14 protein-coding genes are annotated in these 17267 nt (G+C 72.1%); 5 read left to right on the forward strand and 9 right to left on the reverse strand.

Translation table 11 applies throughout. The features are described 5' to 3' along the window. Positions 1 to 16 precede the first annotated feature (16 nt). Genes ACQP2H_RS01470 through ACQP2H_RS01480 form a run of 3 tightly spaced genes read left to right on the forward strand, consistent with a single transcriptional unit; the run spans position 17 to position 3875 of the window. On the forward strand, positions 17 to 727 hold the full coding sequence (locus tag ACQP2H_RS01470) for an isochorismatase family protein (RefSeq protein ID WP_357532891.1): 711 nt from the start codon (positions 17 to 19) through the stop codon (positions 725 to 727). After that, positions 694 to 2646 (forward strand): chorismate-binding protein, encoded by a 1953-nt coding sequence (locus ACQP2H_RS01475; RefSeq protein WP_357532893.1) that lies wholly within the window; start codon positions 694 to 696, stop codon positions 2644 to 2646. Before ACQP2H_RS01470 ends, ACQP2H_RS01475 begins: the two co-directional genes overlap by 34 nt. 26 nt (positions 2647 to 2672) lie before the next feature. Further along, entirely contained in the window at positions 2673 to 3875 is a 1203-nt protein-coding gene (locus ACQP2H_RS01480; RefSeq protein ID WP_357532895.1) for an FAD-dependent monooxygenase, read from the forward strand. A 14-nt stretch (positions 3876 to 3889) separates the two neighbouring features. Here ACQP2H_RS01480 and ACQP2H_RS01485 read toward each other — a convergent pair whose 3' ends face one another. From ACQP2H_RS01485 to ACQP2H_RS01510, 6 genes are all read right to left on the reverse strand, one after another. Continuing rightward, complete coding sequence (locus ACQP2H_RS01485; RefSeq protein ID WP_433230593.1) at positions 3890 to 4936, reverse strand: hypothetical protein; 1047 nt, start codon at positions 4934 to 4936, stop codon at positions 3890 to 3892. Positions 4937 to 5204: 268 nt separating this feature from the next. Next, entirely contained in the window at positions 5205 to 6002 is a 798-nt protein-coding gene (locus tag ACQP2H_RS01490) for an ABC transporter ATP-binding protein (protein ID WP_433233414.1), read from the reverse strand. Next, positions 5999 to 7066, reverse strand: a complete 1068-nt coding sequence (locus ACQP2H_RS01495; protein ID WP_219465671.1) for a FecCD family ABC transporter permease — start codon at positions 7064 to 7066, stop codon at positions 5999 to 6001. The genes ACQP2H_RS01490 and ACQP2H_RS01495 overlap by 4 nt, the downstream gene beginning before the upstream one ends. Continuing rightward, entirely contained in the window at positions 7063 to 8112 is a 1050-nt protein-coding gene (locus ACQP2H_RS01500) for a FecCD family ABC transporter permease (protein ID WP_255597821.1), read from the reverse strand. The genes ACQP2H_RS01495 and ACQP2H_RS01500 overlap by 4 nt, the downstream gene beginning before the upstream one ends. Further along, positions 8109 to 9047, reverse strand: a complete 939-nt coding sequence (locus ACQP2H_RS01505; RefSeq protein ID WP_219465673.1) for an ABC transporter substrate-binding protein — start codon at positions 9045 to 9047, stop codon at positions 8109 to 8111. The genes ACQP2H_RS01500 and ACQP2H_RS01505 overlap by 4 nt, the downstream gene beginning before the upstream one ends. Positions 9048 to 9111: 64 nt before the next feature. Beyond that, a complete protein-coding gene (locus tag ACQP2H_RS01510) occupies positions 9112 to 9963 on the reverse strand; it encodes a siderophore-interacting protein (protein ID WP_357532902.1) in 852 nt (283 codons plus the stop codon). A gap of 234 nt (positions 9964 to 10197) precedes the next feature. Between ACQP2H_RS01510 and ACQP2H_RS01515 the strand changes: the two genes are divergently transcribed. After that, complete coding sequence (locus tag ACQP2H_RS01515) at positions 10198 to 10758, forward strand: carboxymuconolactone decarboxylase family protein (protein WP_219465685.1); 561 nt, start codon at positions 10198 to 10200, stop codon at positions 10756 to 10758. 49 nt (positions 10759 to 10807) lie between these two features. Here ACQP2H_RS01515 and ACQP2H_RS01520 read toward each other — a convergent pair whose 3' ends face one another. Together ACQP2H_RS01520 and ACQP2H_RS01525 are read right to left on the reverse strand one after the other, a co-directional pair. Next, positions 10808 to 12190 (reverse strand): FHA domain-containing serine/threonine-protein kinase, encoded by a 1383-nt coding sequence (locus ACQP2H_RS01520; RefSeq protein WP_357532905.1) that lies wholly within the window; start codon positions 12188 to 12190, stop codon positions 10808 to 10810. Between the two features lie 14 nt (positions 12191 to 12204). Next, entirely contained in the window at positions 12205 to 12891 is a 687-nt protein-coding gene (locus ACQP2H_RS01525; protein ID WP_433230601.1) for a DUF7019 family protein, read from the reverse strand. 94 nt (positions 12892 to 12985) lie between these two features. On the opposite strand from ACQP2H_RS01525, the gene ACQP2H_RS01530 reads away from it, so the two are divergent. Then, positions 12986 to 16549, forward strand: a complete 3564-nt coding sequence (locus ACQP2H_RS01530) for a protein kinase domain-containing protein (protein ID WP_433230604.1) — start codon at positions 12986 to 12988, stop codon at positions 16547 to 16549. On the opposite strand, the gene ACQP2H_RS01535 is transcribed toward ACQP2H_RS01530, so the two are convergent. Then, positions 16539 to 17255, reverse strand: a complete 717-nt coding sequence (locus ACQP2H_RS01535) for a hypothetical protein (protein WP_357532909.1) — start codon at positions 17253 to 17255, stop codon at positions 16539 to 16541. The genes ACQP2H_RS01530 and ACQP2H_RS01535 overlap by 11 nt on opposite strands. Positions 17256 to 17267: the final 12 nt, after the last annotated feature.

Raw genomic sequence — 17267 nt, forward strand, 5'->3', positions numbered from 1 at the left:
GACCAGGGAGATGAACTTGGACACCACCACTACGCCGTACGCGATGCCGGACCCCTGCGAACTACCCGCCAACACGGCCGGCTGGCGGCCCGATCCGCGCCGAGCCGTGCTGCTGGTGCACGACATGCAGCGCTACTTCCTGAGGTCGTTGCCGGCTTCGGGTCAGCCCGGCGGGGCACTGATCGCGAACACCGCAGCGCTGCTGCGCCGTTGCCGACAGCTCGCGGTGCCTGTCGTCTACACCGCGCAGCCCGGGGACATGACGCAGGTCCAGCGCGGACTGCTGCGGGATTTCTGGGGCCCCGGCATGACCGCTACCGCACAGGACCGGCAGATCAGCGACGAGCTGGCCCCGGGTGAGCGCGACACCGTGTTGACGAAGTGGCGCTACAGCGCCTTCCACCGCACCGCACTACTGGATCACCTCCGCGACGTCGGGCGGGACCAGCTGCTGGTGTGCGGGGTGTACGCGCACGTCGGATGCCTGATGACAGCGGTCGAGGCGTACTCCCACGACATCGAGACGTTTCTCGTCGGCGATGCGGTGGCCGACTTCTCGGCCGAACACCATCGGATGGCCCTGCGGTATGCGGCCGACCGGTGCGCCGTCGTGCTCTCCACCGAGGCCGTCCTCGCCGAGCTGGGCCAGCGGTCGGTGCCCGCAGAATCCGTCAACCCTATCGAGGGGGAGCTATGCCGTTCGACGATGGACGTTTCGCCCGGTTGATGGATCAGGTGCTGGGGGCGGAGCCGCCGGCGTTCGCCCTGTTGCATCGGCCGGAGGCCGTGGGTGGCCGGGTCGAGCTGCTCGTCGGTGACGTCGGGTGCGTGCGTACGCTGGCCGACCTGCCGTTGCCCCGGTTGACGGGGCCAGGACAGCCCCGGCACGACCTGTTGGCTATGGTGCCGTACCGGCAGCTCACCGAGACCGGGTTCGAGTGCCACGACGACGGTGCCCCGCTGGTCGCGATGACCATCCGTGAGCAGGCGGTCGGTTCGGTGGCGGCCACGTCGAGGTTGCTGCCCGACGGCGTGATAGACCTCGGCACCCCGCAGTTCGACATCGAGGACGACGAGTACGCGGAGATCGTGCGCCGGGTGCTCGTGAACGAGATCGGACACGGCACGGGTGCCAATTTCGTCATCAAACGCACACTCACCGCGCCGTTGCGCAGCTCGCCCGTCCAGACCGCGCTCACGGTGTTCAACCGGCTGCTGGCCGACGAGCGTGGCACGTACTGGACGTTCGTCATCCACACCGGCTCCCGCACGTTCGTCGGCGCGACACCGGAGCGACACCTCAGTCTCTTCGACGGCACCGCGATGATGAACCCGATCAGCGGGACCCTGCGTTACCGGCCCGGTGGACCGGCGCTGTCCGAGGTGCTCGACTTCCTGGCCGACCGCAAGGAGACCGGGGAGCTGTACATGGTCCTGGACGAGGAGTTGAAGACGATGGCCCGGGTCACCGACCGGGGCGGGCGGGTGGTGGGTCCCTTCCTGAAGGAGATGGGCAACCTGGCGCACACCGAGTACCTGATCGAGGGGTCGACGTCACTCGACGTGCGGGACGCTCTCCGCGAGACGATGTTCGCGCCGACCGTGACGGGCAGTCCGGTAGCGAACGCCTGCCGGGTGATCAGGCGTTACGAACCCGACGGGCGGGGCTACTACAGCGGCGTGGCGGCACTGTTCAGCCGGGACGTCAACGGCGGTCGCTCACTGGATTCGGCGATCCTGCTGCGTACCGTCGAGATCGTGGACAGCCGACTACGGATCACGGTCGGTGCGACGCTGGTGCGTGACTCCGACCCGAGGCTGGAAGTTCTCGAAACGCACGCCAAGGCGCAGGGTGTGTTGCGTGGACTCGGCGTGGCCCCCGGGCCCGACCGTACGGCGTCCGCCAGGTCGAGCCTCGCGGGTCACCCCGCGGTACAGGCGGCGTTGGCGGCGCGCAACACCGACCTGGCGCGTTTCTGGTTCGATGACCGGGACGGGCGCACCAGGGTGCCGCAGGTCGCGCAGCTCGTGGGGCGGCGGGCGGTGATCGTGGACGCGGAGGACTCGTTCACCGCCATGCTGGCCCATCAGTTGCGCGAGTTCGGGCTACAGGTGACCCTGTGCGGGGCCACGGAGCCGTTCCCCCGGGAAGAGGCCGACCTGGTCGTCATGGGGCCGGGCCCGGGCGACCCGAACAACCGCGACGACGTACGGATCGACCGTCTGCACACCCGCATCCGGGACCTGCTGCACGCCGGTACGCCGTTCCTGGCGGTCTGTCTCAGCCATCAGGTCCTCGGTTCGCTTCTCGGGCTCGACCTGGTGCGACGCAGACGACCCAACCAGGGCGTCCAGCGGGACATCGAGTTCTTCGGCCGGCGGGTCCGGGTCGGGTTCTACAACACCTTCGCCGTCCGCAGCGCCGACGACCATCTGTGGCCGGCCGGGGTGGGGCCGGTGGCGGTGAGCCGGGACCCGCGGACCGGTGAGGTGCACGGGTTCGTCGGTCCACACTTCCGGTCGGTGCAGTTCCATCCTGAGTCGGTGCTCAGCACGGACGGCACCTCCATATTGGCTGAGATGGCCACGTCCGTGCTGTCCGGATCCGTGCACGAACTGGCCGCCGTCGACACGTCACGTGGATGACACCGATTTCATCGCCGAGGGGCAAAGTGTCCACAATTCTCGTCGCCGGTGGCGGCATCAGCGGGCTCGCCGTGGCCCTCGGGCTGTCCCGCCAGGGCCGGCACCAGATAGAGGTCTTCGAGCGCAACGCCCAGTTCGCCGAGCTCGGAGCCGGAATTCAACTGGCCCCGAACGCCTTCCACGCACTCGACCTGCTCGGTGTGTGCGATCAGGTGCGGTCGCGGGCGGTCTACATCGACGAACTGGTCCTCAGAGACGGCCGGTCCGGGGAACGACTGGTGACTCTGCCGGTGGGGGCCGACTACCGGCGACGATTCGGTAATCCGTACGCCGTGGTCCATCGGGGTGATCTGTACGCGCCGCTGCTGGCCGCGTGCCGCGCCGAGGAACGGATCCGGCTCAGAGCCGACAGCCCCGTGGTCGGGTACCGCACCTCCGACGAGTCGGTCGTCTGCGAGCTGGCCTCCGGTGAACAGGTGGTGGGCGACGTCCTGATCGGTGCGGACGGGATCCGCTCCCGGGTGCGGCACCAGCTCGTCGGTGACGGTGAGCCCCGGGTCACCGGGCACACCATCTTCCGCTCCGTGGTCCCGACCAGCTCCGTCCCCGCTGAACTGCGGTGGAACGCGGTGTCCCTCTGGGCGGGCGAAGGTTGGCACCTGGTCTCCTACCCGATAGCGGGTGGGCGGGAGCTGAACATCGCCGCAGTTCGTGACGACGGAGCCACCCGGGCGGTCAGTGGTGAACCCGTCGACCAGCACCTCGTACCGGCCGCCTTCCCGGAGGCGGGAGGGCAGGCACGCCGGCTGCTGCACCTCGGCAGACGGTGGCGCAGGTGGGTGCTGTGCGACCGGCCGCCGGTGGCGCGGTGGGTGCAGGGGCGGGTCGTCCTGATCGGCGACGCCGCCCACCCGATGCTGCAGTACGCCGCCCAGGGCGCCGCGCTGGCGTTGGAGGACTCCGTCGTCCTCGCCCGGTCGCTGAGGTGCGACCCCGACGAGATCCCGGGCCGCCTCCTGCACTTCAACGAGGTACGCCGGGAGCGCACCTCCCGCGCGCAGGAGGCGGCGCGGTGGTTGGGCGATGAGCTGTACCACCCTGCCGGCGTCCGGGCGCGGACACGGGACGCGATGCTGAAGTCGATGACCGCCGACGATCTCATGGAGGCGGTGTCCTGGGTGCACGGTTTCCGGCTGGGCGCGCAGGAGGCGTCACCCGCACCGCCGTGACCGGCACCCGGCGGTCACCGCCACAGTGTCAGCCAGAGATCGGCTTGGAACCCGGACACTCGCGGGTCGAAGGTGACGGTGCGAATCTCGACCAGGGCGAGAGCGTCGTCGTCCGTACGTGTGCAGAGCCAGAGGCCGGACCGTGGTTCGACGACTCTGATCTTCCTGTCGGACGGGGCGGCTTCGTCGCACTCCTGCGCCGTCGAGGGTTCGTGCGGCACGGTGGCCATGCCCAGATAGAAGATCATCCGCAACGTGCCCTCGTCGCAGTAGTCGTAGAAGGCGAGGTCCCGGGCGTCGCTTGAGGTGCCCACCCCGGTGGGTCCCGTAGCGAGTGTCACGGCTGGACGGTCCGCGTCGACCGTCGACCGGGTCGCCGTGTTCTTCGTCCTCCAGTCGGAGGCGCACCGGCCGGCGACAGCCGTGAGGCGACGCTTCTCGTACACCAGGGAGTAGTGCCTGGGCAGCTGATGCCTGACGATGACAGCTGCGAGCAGCAGCAGCAGGAGTAGTAGTAGCGCGCGGACGGTGGGGGACTTCAGAAAACGGCGGACGCCCGACTCGGACGCGATTTTCAGATAGGAATCGACGGCGTCGTCCATCTTCCTCGACCTGGCCAGATGGTCGGCGATGTGTGGCCCGTCCCAGATCTGCAGATCGATGCCGTATGCGGATCGTGCCCATTCCTGGAGTTGGTGCTGTTTGGCGATCTCCATTCCCTGGGCCAGGAAGAAGATCACCCGTTGCACCGGTCGTCCGGTGGTGCATGCTCTTTTGACGTCACTCTTGACCTTCCGCGAAAGGTCGTTCTTCTGGATCGTGCAGCAGAAGGCGAGGTCCCCGTCGGAGGAGGAGGTCTCGCTCCAGTAACTCTCGCCGTCGCGCCCCTGGTCCCCGCCGGCGCTGACCGGGCCGGTGGAGATCCGAACATTCGGGGCGATGAACTCGCGGGTCAGGTGAAGGCAGATCTGCTCAAAATCGTGATGCCCGTTCCTCTCCCCGAGCAGGGCCAGAGCGAAGCGGATCTGCGCGGCCCGATGGACCCGGTTGACGGTCGTCAAGGCAGCCGCCGGGGCCGGCGCGTCAGCAGTCGGATGAGGTGCCGCACCACAGTGGTCATCGCTCGATCTGCCCTGTCTTCTCGGGCGGCCGGAGAGGCGCCCTGCCGGATCGCCTCAACTCCTCCACCGCGCAAGGGGGTGCTACGCGTAGCCCGTGATCGTACCAACGCGGCTGCCAGCAACGGGGCCTTCGCCTCGCGTGGGAGCGGACGTGCCGGGACGGGGTGGTGGACCGGGCCGGAGCCCGGCGGCGCTGTCAGCCGACGGCTCAGCCGGCGGCCGGCTCCCGGGTGTCGGCCGGTACGACCATGGGCGCTCCGGTGACCGGGTCGGGGACCACCTGGTTCGGCATCCCGAACACCTCGGCGACGAGCCCGGCACCGACGGTCGACGCCGGGTGCCCCTCGGCCACGATCCGGCCGTCACGCATCGCGACCAGGTGGGTGGCGTACCGGGCGGCGTGGTTGAGGTCGTGCAGCACGGCCGCCACGGTGCGTCCCCGGGTGACCAGGCGGTGCAGCACGTTGAGCACGTCGATCTGGTGTGCCACGTCCAGGTAGGTGGTGGGCTCGTCGAGCAGGACGAGGGGTGTCTCCTGGGCGAGCACCATGGCGATCCAGGCCCGTTGGCGTTGCCCGCCGGAGAGTTCGTCGACCCGCCGATCGGCCAGCTCGGTGGTGCCGGTGGAGTCGAGCGCCGACTCGACGGCCTCCTCATCGGCGTGGGAGAAGCGGCGCAGCACCCGCTGGTGGGCGTAGCGGCCCCGCCCGACCAGCTCGCGGACGGTGATCCCCTCGGGCGCGGTCATGGTCTGCGGCAGCAGCGCCAGCCGGCGGGCGCGTTCCTTCGCCGGCAGGGTGACCAGGTCCGATCCGTCGAGCGTGACCCGACCCTCGGCGGGGCGGAGCAGCCCGGACAGCGCCCGCAGGAGCGTCGACTTGCCGCACGCGTTGGGCCCGATGAGCACGGTGAACGAGCCGTCGGGCACAGAGAACGACAGGTCGGCGCTGACGGTCCGCTGGTCGTACCGGAGGGTGACGTTCTCGGCCCGCAGCCGCGCGGTCAGCTGGTCGACCATCGGGTCCTCCTGATCTCGTGGACGAGCAGCCAGAGCAGGTACGCGCCGCCGAGGGTGACCGTGACGACCCCCACCGGCACGGTCAGCGGGATCACGTGTTGGGCGATCAGGTCGGCGCCGAGCAGCAGCAACGCCCCGACCCCGGCGGTGGCGGCGAGTGGCAGGCCCGGTGCCCGGACGAGACGACGGGCGATCTGCGGGGCGGCCAGGGCGACGAAGGAGATCGGGCCGGCGACGGTGGTGACGGCGCTGACCAGGGCGACCGCGATGACCACGAGGACTGCGCGGTTGCGGTCGACCGCGACTCCGCTGGCGGCGGCGACGTCGTCGCCCAGTTCCAGTTGGGCCAGGGCCGCCGCCCACAGTGGGGTGACGGCCAGCAGCACCAGGATGATCGCGGCGGCCGGCCAGACCACGTCGGCGGTGGCCGTGTTGAGCGAACCGGCGCCCCAGGCGGCGGCGAACAGCGCCGTCTCCAGGTCGGCGCGCAGCAGCAGCCAGGTGTTGGTGGCGGCGAGCATCGAGGAGACGCCCACCCCGACGACGATGAACCGGAACCCGGAGAGCCCGTCCCGGTAGGCGAGCAGGTAGATCGCCAGCGCCGCCAGCAGGCCACCGGCGAGTGAGCCGAGCATCAGCAGGTGCCAGCCGCCGCCGAGCAGCAGCAGGGCGGTCAGCATGCCGGTGAACGAGCCGTTCGCCAGGCCGATGATGTCCGGGCTGGCCAGCGGGTTGCGGGTGATGGTCTGGAAGATCGCCCCGGCGACGCCGAGCGCCGCGCCGAAGGCGACGGCCGCGGCGATGCGGGGCAGCCGCCACTCCAGCACGACGGTGCGGGTCAGCCCGCCGATCCGGCCGCCGAGCACGCCGAGAACCTCGTCGAGGCGGAGCGGGAAGTCGCCCAGCCAGAGGCCGACTACCGCCAGCGCCGCGACGACGAGCGCGGCGGCGGCGCAGACGGCGGCTTCGCGTACGCCGACGGTCACGTGCCGGTGGTCGGTGCCGAGCAGCAGCCGGCGACCCCCGGCGGTGCGGCGGACCGGCCGGTTCACAGCGCGGTCGCCCGTCGGCGTCGGGCCAGCGCGATCAGCACCGGAGCACCGACGAACGCGGTGACGATGCCGACCGGCATCTCACTGGGTAGCACGGCGATCCGGCCGAGCACGTCGGCCAGCAGCACCAGCATCCCGCCGGCCAGCAGCGACCCGGCGAGGATGCGGCGCTGGTCGGTGCCGACGCCCCAACGCACCAGGTGCGGCACCACGAGCCCGACGAACGAGATGGGGCCGGCGATGGCGCTGGCCCCACCGGCGAGCAGGGTCACCGCACCGAGCACGAGCAGCCGGGTCCGGACCAGGCTGACGCCCTGGGCGGCGGCCAGGTCGGGGCCGAGCGCGAGCGCGTTGAGGCTGCGGGCCGCGACCAGCGCGGCGAGCAGCCCGGCCACGATCAGCGGGAGCACCGGCAGCAGCACTGCGGTGTCACGTTCGAGCAGGCTGCCGGCGTTCCAGCCGCGCATCCGGTCGAAGGTGTCGGGGTGGGTGAGGGTGATCCCGGTGGTCAGGCCGGCGAGCACGGCACCGGTCGCCACCCCGGTCACCAGCAGCCGGGTGGGGGTGGCCCGCAGGTCGGCGGCACCGCCGACGGCGTACACGGCGGTGGCGACCAGGAGCGCGCCGAGCAGGGCGAGCCACATGTAGCCGGCCGGCGAGGTGATCCCGAAGAAGGCGATGCCGGCGGCGACGAACGCGGCGGCACCGGCGTTGACGCCGAGGATTCCCGGTTCGGCGAGCGCGTTGCGGGTGAACGCCTGCATCAGCGCGCCCGCGACCCCGAGGCCGGCTCCGACGAGTAGCCCGGCGAGGGTGCGCGGGAGGCGCTGCCCCCAGACGACGTACTGCGCGGTGTCGCTGCCCGCGCCCCGCAGCGCCGCCCAGACGTCCGCCGGGGGCACCGGGTTCGCGCCCACGAAGACCGACAACACCACCGACCCGACGAGTACGACGACCGCCCCGACCAGCCACCGCCGGGTGGTACGCCGACGCGCGGCACGGCCGGTGGTCGGCCGTACCGCGCGGGCGGGTGTGGTGGCGGTCAACTCGACGCGGTGAGGATGCGTTCGAGGTCGTCGAGGACGGCCTGCCCACCGACCGTGCCGACCCCGGTGATCCAGAAGGACTGGTCGACGAGGTGCAGGCGGGGGAAGGCGGCGGCGTTGGCGGTGACCGAGGCGGGGATGGTGCTGCGGTCGTTGACGTCGACGGTGGTGACGAAGACGTGGTCGGCCTTGGCCTCCAGCACCCGTTCCGGGGAGACGTCGACCGAGATGGAGTTCTCCCAGTCGCGCTCGGGGGTCTTGAAGCCGACGCACTCCAGTGCGCTGCCCGCGAACGAGGTGGGGCCGTAGAGGGTGAGGACGCCGTCGCGGGGGCGGATGAGCTGCGCGCTCTTGCCGGCGGTACCGAACTTCCTGGCGATGTCCGCGCACCGCTGCCGGAAGTCGGTGAGCAGCTTGTCGGCGGAGTCCGCACCGCCGAGCGTGGTGGCGGTGAACTTCACGTTGTCCTGCCACGGGTCGGCCTGGGACGCCATGAACACGGTCGGGGCGACGTCGGTGAGCTGCTGGTAGAGGGCGGAGTGCCGGGATTCGGTGCCGATGATCAGGTCGGGCTTGAGGGCCGCGATCTTCTGCACGTTGGGTTCCTGGACGGTGCCGACGGTGGTGATGCCGGCGGCCTTGTCGCCGAGGTACTTGGGCACGCCGGCGGCCTCGTTGAGTACGGCCGCGCCGACCGGGGTGAGCTGCAACGCGATGGCGGTGTCGAGCTGGACCGGTTCGAGGACGACGACCCGGGTCGGCTTGTTCGGCACGGCGGTCTTGCCACGCGCGTGCTCGACGGTCCTGGTGTCGCCGACGCTGCCCGCCGGCTCGGAGTCGTCGGAGCCGCAGGCGGCCACGGCGAGCACCGCCGCCGAGGCGACGGTGAGGGCGAGGAGGCGTCGGCGGAGTGTTCGAGGGGTCGGCGTACGCATGGCGCGAGGTTCCCGTCTGGCTACTTACAGTGATTTTCCACTAACATATTTAGGTTAGCATTACCTAATCATCCACCTCGTCGCGGGCCGGGCGGTCATGCCAATATCCCTGTGTGTGGACCTGCTGTGGATCGACGCGCACCTCGGTGAAGAGCCTGCGCACCTGCGCAATCCTGCTACTCTCCGTAGCTGTCCAGGCGTAGAACTGCGCCCCCGACGATGCCGCCGCCGGCCCGTACTCGGCCAACCAGTCGCCCACCATGGCGGTCAGGACCGTCCCGCCCGGTGCCCCGCGACGCAACCGGACCTCGACCGCGTGGCCGGCGGTCACCTCGTCGAGGGTGGCGGCGTCCGCCGCGACGCCGGCCTCCAGCAGGACCGTCGCCCGCACCCCCGGGCCGAGACCGGACAGGATGCCGCGCACCGCCGGGTACGCCGTCTCGTCCGCGGCGATCAGCACCCGGGTCGCCGGCCCCGGCTCCCACTGCACGCCGTAACCGGGTTGGCCGGCCCCCACGTGCGGGCCCGACAGGAGCAGCCGGTCGCCCGGCCGGGCCGTCGCCGCCCAGCCGCTCGCCGGGCCGTGCGGCTGGTGCAGGTAGAAGTCCAGGTCCAGCTCGCCCGTCGCCGGCCGGGTCCGGTACGCGGTGTAGCTGCGCAGCCTCGGGCGCACCTCGCCGGGAACGGACCGCCACTCACGTCGCCACGTCTGCTCGGGCAGCCCCGCCCGCAGCGCGGTCGGATAGCCACCGTCGACCGGCAGCATGATCTTGATGCGCTGGTCGAGCTGGTACGGCGCCATCTCCCGCAACCGCTCGTCGCCGAGCGTCACCCGGACGAACCCGGGCGACAGTCGCCGGGTCGCCGTCACGGTCGTCGCGAACAGGACGTTGGGCGAGTTGCCGAATGCTGACATGCCGGCAGAGGCTAGCGTGCCCCGTCCGGGCAGCTCACCGCCCCGGACCCGGCGGGTGATCAGGGCCCACCCGGCTCGTGCCCGGGTCACCCCCGGCTGGGGCGTTCCCCGGATCCGGCCACCGGACCAGGAAGAATGCGCAGAACATTGACGGTGACCATGGCGATGATCCAATCTGACGCCGGTCCGGGTCAGGAAGTCCGGGCTTTCCATTGCGTCGGCGAAGGAGCTCGCATGCCACACATCACGTTAAATACCAACGAACCCGGAATCCGTGGCCTGTTCCGCTTCCGGCCGGAGACGGCGTTGCCACTGAACGGGCTGGTCGAGGCGCTGCTGTGTGCACCGGGCACGTTGACCCGGGGCGAAAGGGAACTCATCGCAGCCTATGTGTCCGGCCTCAACGAGTGCCGCTACTGCTACTCCGCCCACGCGGCGTACGCGGCGGCGCAACTCCCCGAGGGCATGCCCCTGGTCCAACAGGTGCACGACGACGTCGACAGCGCCCCGGTGTCGGCCAAGATGCGCGCGCTGCTCGACGTCGCCGGCGCGGTGCAACGCGGTGGTCGGGAGGTCACCGGAGACCTGGTGGCCGCCGCCCGGGCCGAGGGCGCCACCGACGTGGAGATCCACGACACCGTGCTGATCGCCGCCGCGTTCTGCATGTTCAACCGCTACGTCGACGGGTTGGCCACCGTCCTGCCGGACGACCCGGACTTCTACACCGACCGCGCGCAGCGGATCGCCGCCCACGGCTACCTCGGGGTACTGCAACAGGAGGTCATCCACGAGTGACCGGCCCGGCGGGCACCGGCAGGTCGGCGGGCGTCGGCGCGGCACGCCGTCACCGGGCCTGCCGGAGCGCGTCGGCGAGCGCGGCGGCCGTCGTCGCGGCCACCCGGGGTTGGTCGACGAGCATCTCGTCGATCACGTCGGCCAGCCTCGCCGGAACAGCCCCGTCCCGCTGCCGGACGGGCACCGGCCGGGTCCTCAGAACCACCGCGACCGGGTCGGCCCCGGCGGGGAAATCCCGGGGCGTCGTCCCCGTCAGCATCCAGTACAGACAGGCGGTGACCGCCCACAGGTCCACCTCCGGGCGGGCGTACCGGTAGTCGATGAGTTGGGCGCGGGGCTGGAAGGCCAGGCTGCCGCCGATCGCACCGGTCCCGGTGTGCCCGGACAGGCCCGCCTTCTCGAACGCCTTCGCCAGCCCGAAGTCGGCGACCTTGGTGACGACCTCACCTCCGGCCCCGGTGGTGAGCAGCAGATTGTGCGGGGTGACGTCCCGGTGCACCAGGCCGTGGGCGGTCTGGGTCCGGCCGTCGGCCAGCACGACCGCAAGCTCCGCCCGGTGGGCGTAGGCCAGTGCGTCCAACGCGTCGAGCGTGATCGGCAGCGCCTCGTCGACCGGGAGCCGGCCACCACGCCGGGCCACGAACTCGGCGACACTGCCGCCCGGGCAGTATTCGCAGGTGAAGAAGAAGGCGGCATCGGCCGCGCCGCTGCTGTGCAGGGCGACGACGTTGCGGTGCCGCAGCCCCCGGACACACGCGATCTCGCGGCGGAAGGCGTCCCGCGCGGCGGGGTCCACCGCCCGGTCGGCGAGCAGCGTCTTCAGGGCCACGAGCCGGCCGGACGGCTCGTGGCGGGCCAGGTAGACGACGCTGTGGCCGCCCCGGCCGATCTCCCGCAGCACCCGGTGGTCGGTGAAGTCGTCGAGGCCGGGGGCCCCGACCGCCGCAGCCGTCACCAGCGCCGGCAGGGCCCGTCCCCGCTCCGGACCGGGGGGCCCGGTGTCCGGGGTGGTCGGTGTGGCCCCGGTGGGGGTGGCCCCGGTGTCCTCCGGTCCGGCGGCGGCTTCCCGAGTCCCGTCGTCGGGCAGGGTGACGCGTAACGTCGCGCGCCCGACCCGTACCTCGTCACCGGCCGACAGGTGCTGCCCGCCGTCGACCGGGCGGCCGTTGAGGTGGGTGCCGTGCCGACTGCCGAGGTCGCGTATCCGCACGTGGGGAGGGTCGACGTCGAGTTGGCAGTGCCGGCGGGAGACCAGCCGCTGCCCGTCGTCGACCCGGATCCCGCAGTCGGCGGCCCGCCCCACCACGACCGTCGTGCGACGGTGGAAGACGTACGTGTCGACGGTGGACCCGGCCTGCACGGTCACCGTGACGGGCGGGGGGACCGGCACCGCCCCGGCGGGTCGCCCGGCCCCGGGGTCGTCGGTGCCCACGCCCGGCCGTCCGGTCAGTCGACCAGCGCCACGTACAGCGGGCTGCCCAGCAGCACGGTCATGCCGGGCCGCCTGTCGAGTTCCGGGTACGGGCTGGGCCCGTGGAGCAGCCGCTTGGCGAGGAACTCGACGTTCTGCGTGGGCCCACGCAGGCGGGTGCCGGCCTGGTGCACCGAGGCCAGCGCCGCCACCTCGGCCGCGTCCGGCTCGTCCGCCGCGTCGTGCGCAGTGCCCGGCACCGGTGCGGCCTCGTCGTCGACGAGCCCGGCGAGCAGCGCCGGCATCGTGGACGATCCCATGGGCCCACGCCCGGTGGACTCGGCCGCCGGGGCCGCGCCGACGAGGTGGAACGGTGACCCGCCGAGGCCGACGATGGTGTCGTCGGTGCGGCCACCGAAGTAGACGAGCGACAGCTCACCAGTGGTCGGGACGATGCCCCACCGCATCGGCAGCAACCCCCGGAAGAACTGCCCCGGCTCGTCCACGGAACCGACGTCGGCGTGCTCGTCCAGGTAGCGGGTGACCCGCTCCAGGCGGGCCAACCGGTCGGTGCCCGGGTTCTCGACGCTGCGTTTCACCCCGACGACGGTGAGGTTCACGCTGAACTCGGCGGCCCGCCTGCGCTGGTGACCCGGGTCGATCTGGGACAGCAGCATGTCCACCTTGGCGTCGCTGACGTAGAGGTAGTAACGAAAACTCACGGTCACTCCCTGACGACGCGGCCCGACCCCCGAGGTTACCGTCCGCGACCAACCGATGGTTGTCCCGTGTGTCGGGGGGTGCCAGGCTCGAACCATGCGGTGGCGTCCCGGGGACCGGATTCTGGATCTCTACGAAGTGCTCGACGAGCCCCTCGCCGGTGGCATGGGTCTGGTCTACCGGGTCCGGCACCCGGGCTGGGACACCGACCTCGCCGTCAAGGTGCCGCGCCCCGAGCAACTGACCACCGAGGCGCAGCGTGCCCGCTTCGAAGCCGAGGCGGGCACCTGGGTCGGGCTGGGCCTGCACCCCCACGTGGTCAGCTGCGCGTACGTGCGCCGGGTCGACGGGCTGCCCTGCGTGTTCGCCGAGTGGGTCGCCGGTGGATCGTTGGACCAGGTGGTCCGGGCCGGGCGACTGCACGAGGAGCCGGACGGCGGGTTCCTCGCCCGGGCGCTCGACCTCGCGGTGCAGTCGGCGTGGGGCATCGACCACGCCCACCAGCAGGGCCTCATCCACCAGGACGTCAAACCCGCGAACATCATGGTCGGCCTCGACGGCGCCTGGACGGCGAAGGTCACCGACTTCGGGCTGGCCGGCGCCCGCGCCGCCGTGGACGGGGCCACCGGTGCCGCAGTGGACGTCAGCCTGGGTGCGAGTTTCGGCGGCATGACCCCCGCCTACTGCTCGCCCGAGCAGGCCGAGGCGGCGGCCGGTGCGCGGGTGACCCTCACCCGGGCCACCGACGTCTGGTCGTGGGCGCTGTGCGTGTGGGAGACGTTCGCCGGTCGCCGTCCCTGCCGTTACGGTCAGGCGGCACGGGAGACCTTCGCCGCATACCTGGCGGCGGGGGAGACCTGGCCGGGGGCGCAGCCGATGCCGCCGGGGATCGTCGACCTGCTCCGGCGGTGCTTCGACGTCGACCCGTCGACCCGCCCCCGCCGCCTCGCCGACCTGGCCACCGAGGTCGCCGGGGTGTACGAGGACGCGCTGGGCGTCCGCTATCCACGGGTGCGGCCGTCGGCGGCGGGCCTGCTCGCCGGCAGCCTGTCCAACCAGGCGCTCTCGCTACTCGACCTCGACCGGCCGGCGGAGTCGGAACAGCTGTGGCGCTCCGCCGTCGACACCGACCCGCACCATCCTGGTGCGGTCTACAACTGGGCGCTGTACCGGTGGCGGCAGGGCCGGATCACCGACGAACAGGTGCTGGCGGAGCTGCTGGCGGCACGGGAGATCGCCGGGGAGAACTGGCGGGCCGACCACCTGCTGGGGTTCGTACACGCCGAACGGGGTGACGATGCGGCGGCCCGGCCGCTGCTGGCCGCCGCGCCCGCCGGCCCCGAGATCACCGAGGTGACCGCCGCCCTGGCCCGGCGCGGGACGCAGCCCGGGTCGCCGCGGCTGTCCGGCCACCGGGGCCGGGTGACCGCCGTCGCCGTCGACGGGAACGGTCGGGTGGCGGTCACCGGCGGCAGGGACGGCAGCCTCCGGACGTGGTCGCTGACCGGGCAGCCGGTGGGCACCGAACTCGGTGCGGACTCAACCGGTGCCGAGGTCACGGCCCTGACGGTCGACCGGGACGGCCGGGCCGCGCTCGTCGCCCGCAAGGGGGGCCCGGTCGAGTGCTGGGACCTGGCGCGGGACAGGTGCGTCCGGGTGCCGTCCGACCAGCGGGCGGCGGTGACCGCACTGGCGCTCACCGCCTCGGGCACGGCCGCCATCGGGTACGACAACGGTCGGATCGAGGTACGGGACACGGCTGACGGGCGGCTGCGGCGCACCCTGGAGCACCCGCCGAGCACCCACCAGAACCTGGACGCGGCGGGCCGGATCCTGCCGGAGATCCAGGAGAGCCCCGCGGCGGTCACCGTGCTGGGCCTGAGCGAGGACGGCGCGGTCGCGGTGTCGGCGGCGCCCCCGGACGGCAGTGTGGTGGTCTGGGAGGTCGACACCGGACGGTGGCTGCACCGCCTGGTCAAGTCCGCCGACATGCGGATGACCGGGGTAAACCAGGTTGCGTTGGGCGGGTCCGGCAGATACGCCCTGCTGATCGGGCACCAGACACGGGTGGCGCACCTGTGGGAGACCCGACCTAACCGGGTTCGGGGTCCGGTGCCGAGCACCCTGAACCGGCACTCGACGATCGTGCTCAGCGGCGACGGCGAACGGGCGGCCTCCATCGGGTTCGGCAGTGCCAACCAACCGGCACGGATCTGGGAGACGGATTCCGGTCGGTGCCTGCGTACCGTCGCCACGCGTACCGACGGGCTGCCACCGGAGCTGGTCGGTCTGCTCTCGCTCACCTGTGTGGCGATCAGCGGCGACGGCACGCTGGTCGTGGTCGGGGACGAGTACGGGGGGCTGCACGTCCACCGGTTGCCCCGCCCCGACCTGCGGGCGCCGTGGAGCTACGAGCGGCCCCTGGCGGCGCGGGCGGTGCTGGCGGCCGAGGAGCAGGTCCGGCAACGGATCGCCCGGGCGGAGGCGCTCGTCCGGGAGGGTCGGACGGCCGACGCCGCCGGGCAGCTACGGGCCGCCCGCGACCTGGTCGGGTTCGAGCGTCACCCGGAGCTGCGGGACCGGTGGGAGCGGTTGGGGCGGACGGCGGGCGGGCGGGCCGCACCCCTGGGCATCTGGCAGCGCTACGAACTGCGCGGCGGCAACTTCACCTTCGTGGCCGGGCTGGAGCCGGCGCTCAGTGTCGACGGGGAGCTGGCGGTGACGGGTGGCGCCGACGGCCTGATCCGGGTGTGGGAGCTGCCGACCGGCCAGCAACGGCACACCTTCGCGGAGCGGGTGGGCAAGACGCACACCCTAGTGCTCTCCGCCGATGCCCGGCTCGCGGTCAGCGCGGACTGGGCCGGGACCGCCCACCTGTGGGACCTGACGGCCGGCCGGCGGCAGGCGGAGCTGCACGGCGACCACGGGGTGGTGCGGGCGGTCGCCCTGGACGGTGCGGGGCGGTACGCGATCGTCGGTGACGCCGAGGGGAACCTGTGCCTGTGGAGCCTGTACCGGTTCCACCTGAGCCGCACGATGGTGGCGCACCAGGGGCCGGTGGGGGCGGTCCGACTCAGCGACGACGGTCGGTACGCCGCGTCGGCCGGCGCGGAGGACCGGACGTGCCGGCTGTGGCGTACGGGCACCGGCAGCCCGGTGCTCACGGTCCCCGTCGGGTTCGGACGGACGACGCTGCGGTTCACCCCGGACGGCCGGCAGCTCCTGGTCAACTCGGCGAGGGAACTGACCGCGTGGGACGTGCACACCGGCCGCCAACGGTACGTCCTGCCGAGCCGGGGCGACGCCGTGGCGGTGAGCCGGGACGGACGGGTCGGGCTCGTCCCCGCGTACGACGGGTCGTACGGGCGGGTGGTGTCGGTGTGGGAGCCGGCGACCGGGCGGGTGCTGTGCGAACTCGCCTCCGAGGCGGACGTGTTCGACGTCAGCCCGGACGGGCGGCACGCGGTGACCGCCGACGCGGACCGTACGCTGCGCATCTGGGACGTGCGGACGGGGCGGCGCGTGCACACGTGCGACGGTCATCCGGAGCCGGTGACGTCCGTGGCGTTCACGGCGGACGGCCGGAGCCTGGTGTCGATGGACGACCGACCGGCGATCCGGCGGTGGGAGCTGGACTGGGACTACGACTTCACGGGCTGACCCGCAACCGGGCCGAGCCGAGCCGGGTGCTGAGCCCACCTCCCGCCACGGGCTCCATCAGCTGGTCGTCGTACGCCGCCGCGCGCAGCGCTTCGTCGTGGGCGGCCCGCTGCTTGCGGGAGAACCGGCTGCGGTCGACCGCGAGGTCCGCCACGACCGGCGGGACGAGATCCCGGAACTCCTGCGGCAGGCCGGCGGTGTTGCGTTCGTAGTGGGGATCGTCGGGGTAGCTCAGCGTCAGGGTGATCGGTGGCTCGCCGCGTAGCCGACCGCCCAGGGCGCGCAGGGAACCGGCGAGGAACTCCAGGGCGATCTTGATGTCCACCGACAACCCGACGTTGTTGGAGTCCGGCTGGTATACGGGTGGGACGTCCTCGGGCACCACGAACCGTACGGTGACCCGCTTGGCGGGCAACTCCAGCAGCAGGCGGGGCCAGGGTCCGCCGCCCTCGATGGTGACGTCGACCCGCTGGGGATCGACGGACAGGCGCAGGCTGAGCCAGTCGATCATCGCCAGGGCCTCGGGCGGCAGGTCGTCCTGACGGTACGGGCCCCGGCTGCGGGTCCGCAGCGCGCTCGCGTGCATGGTGGTCAGCACGCGTGCCCCGGTGCTGTCGACCTCCAGGGCGAGCGGGTGGACCGCCAGGTCCCGCATGACGCGCACGACCGCGCCGATCAGCACTGATGGTGCCGCAGCGGTGGCCATCGCCTGCCCTTC

The sequence above is a fragment of the Micromonospora sp. CA-248260 genome (assembly GCF_050942205.1).
In the GTDB taxonomy this organism is placed as follows: Bacteria; Actinomycetota; Actinomycetes; order Mycobacteriales; family Micromonosporaceae; genus Micromonospora; species Micromonospora antibiotica.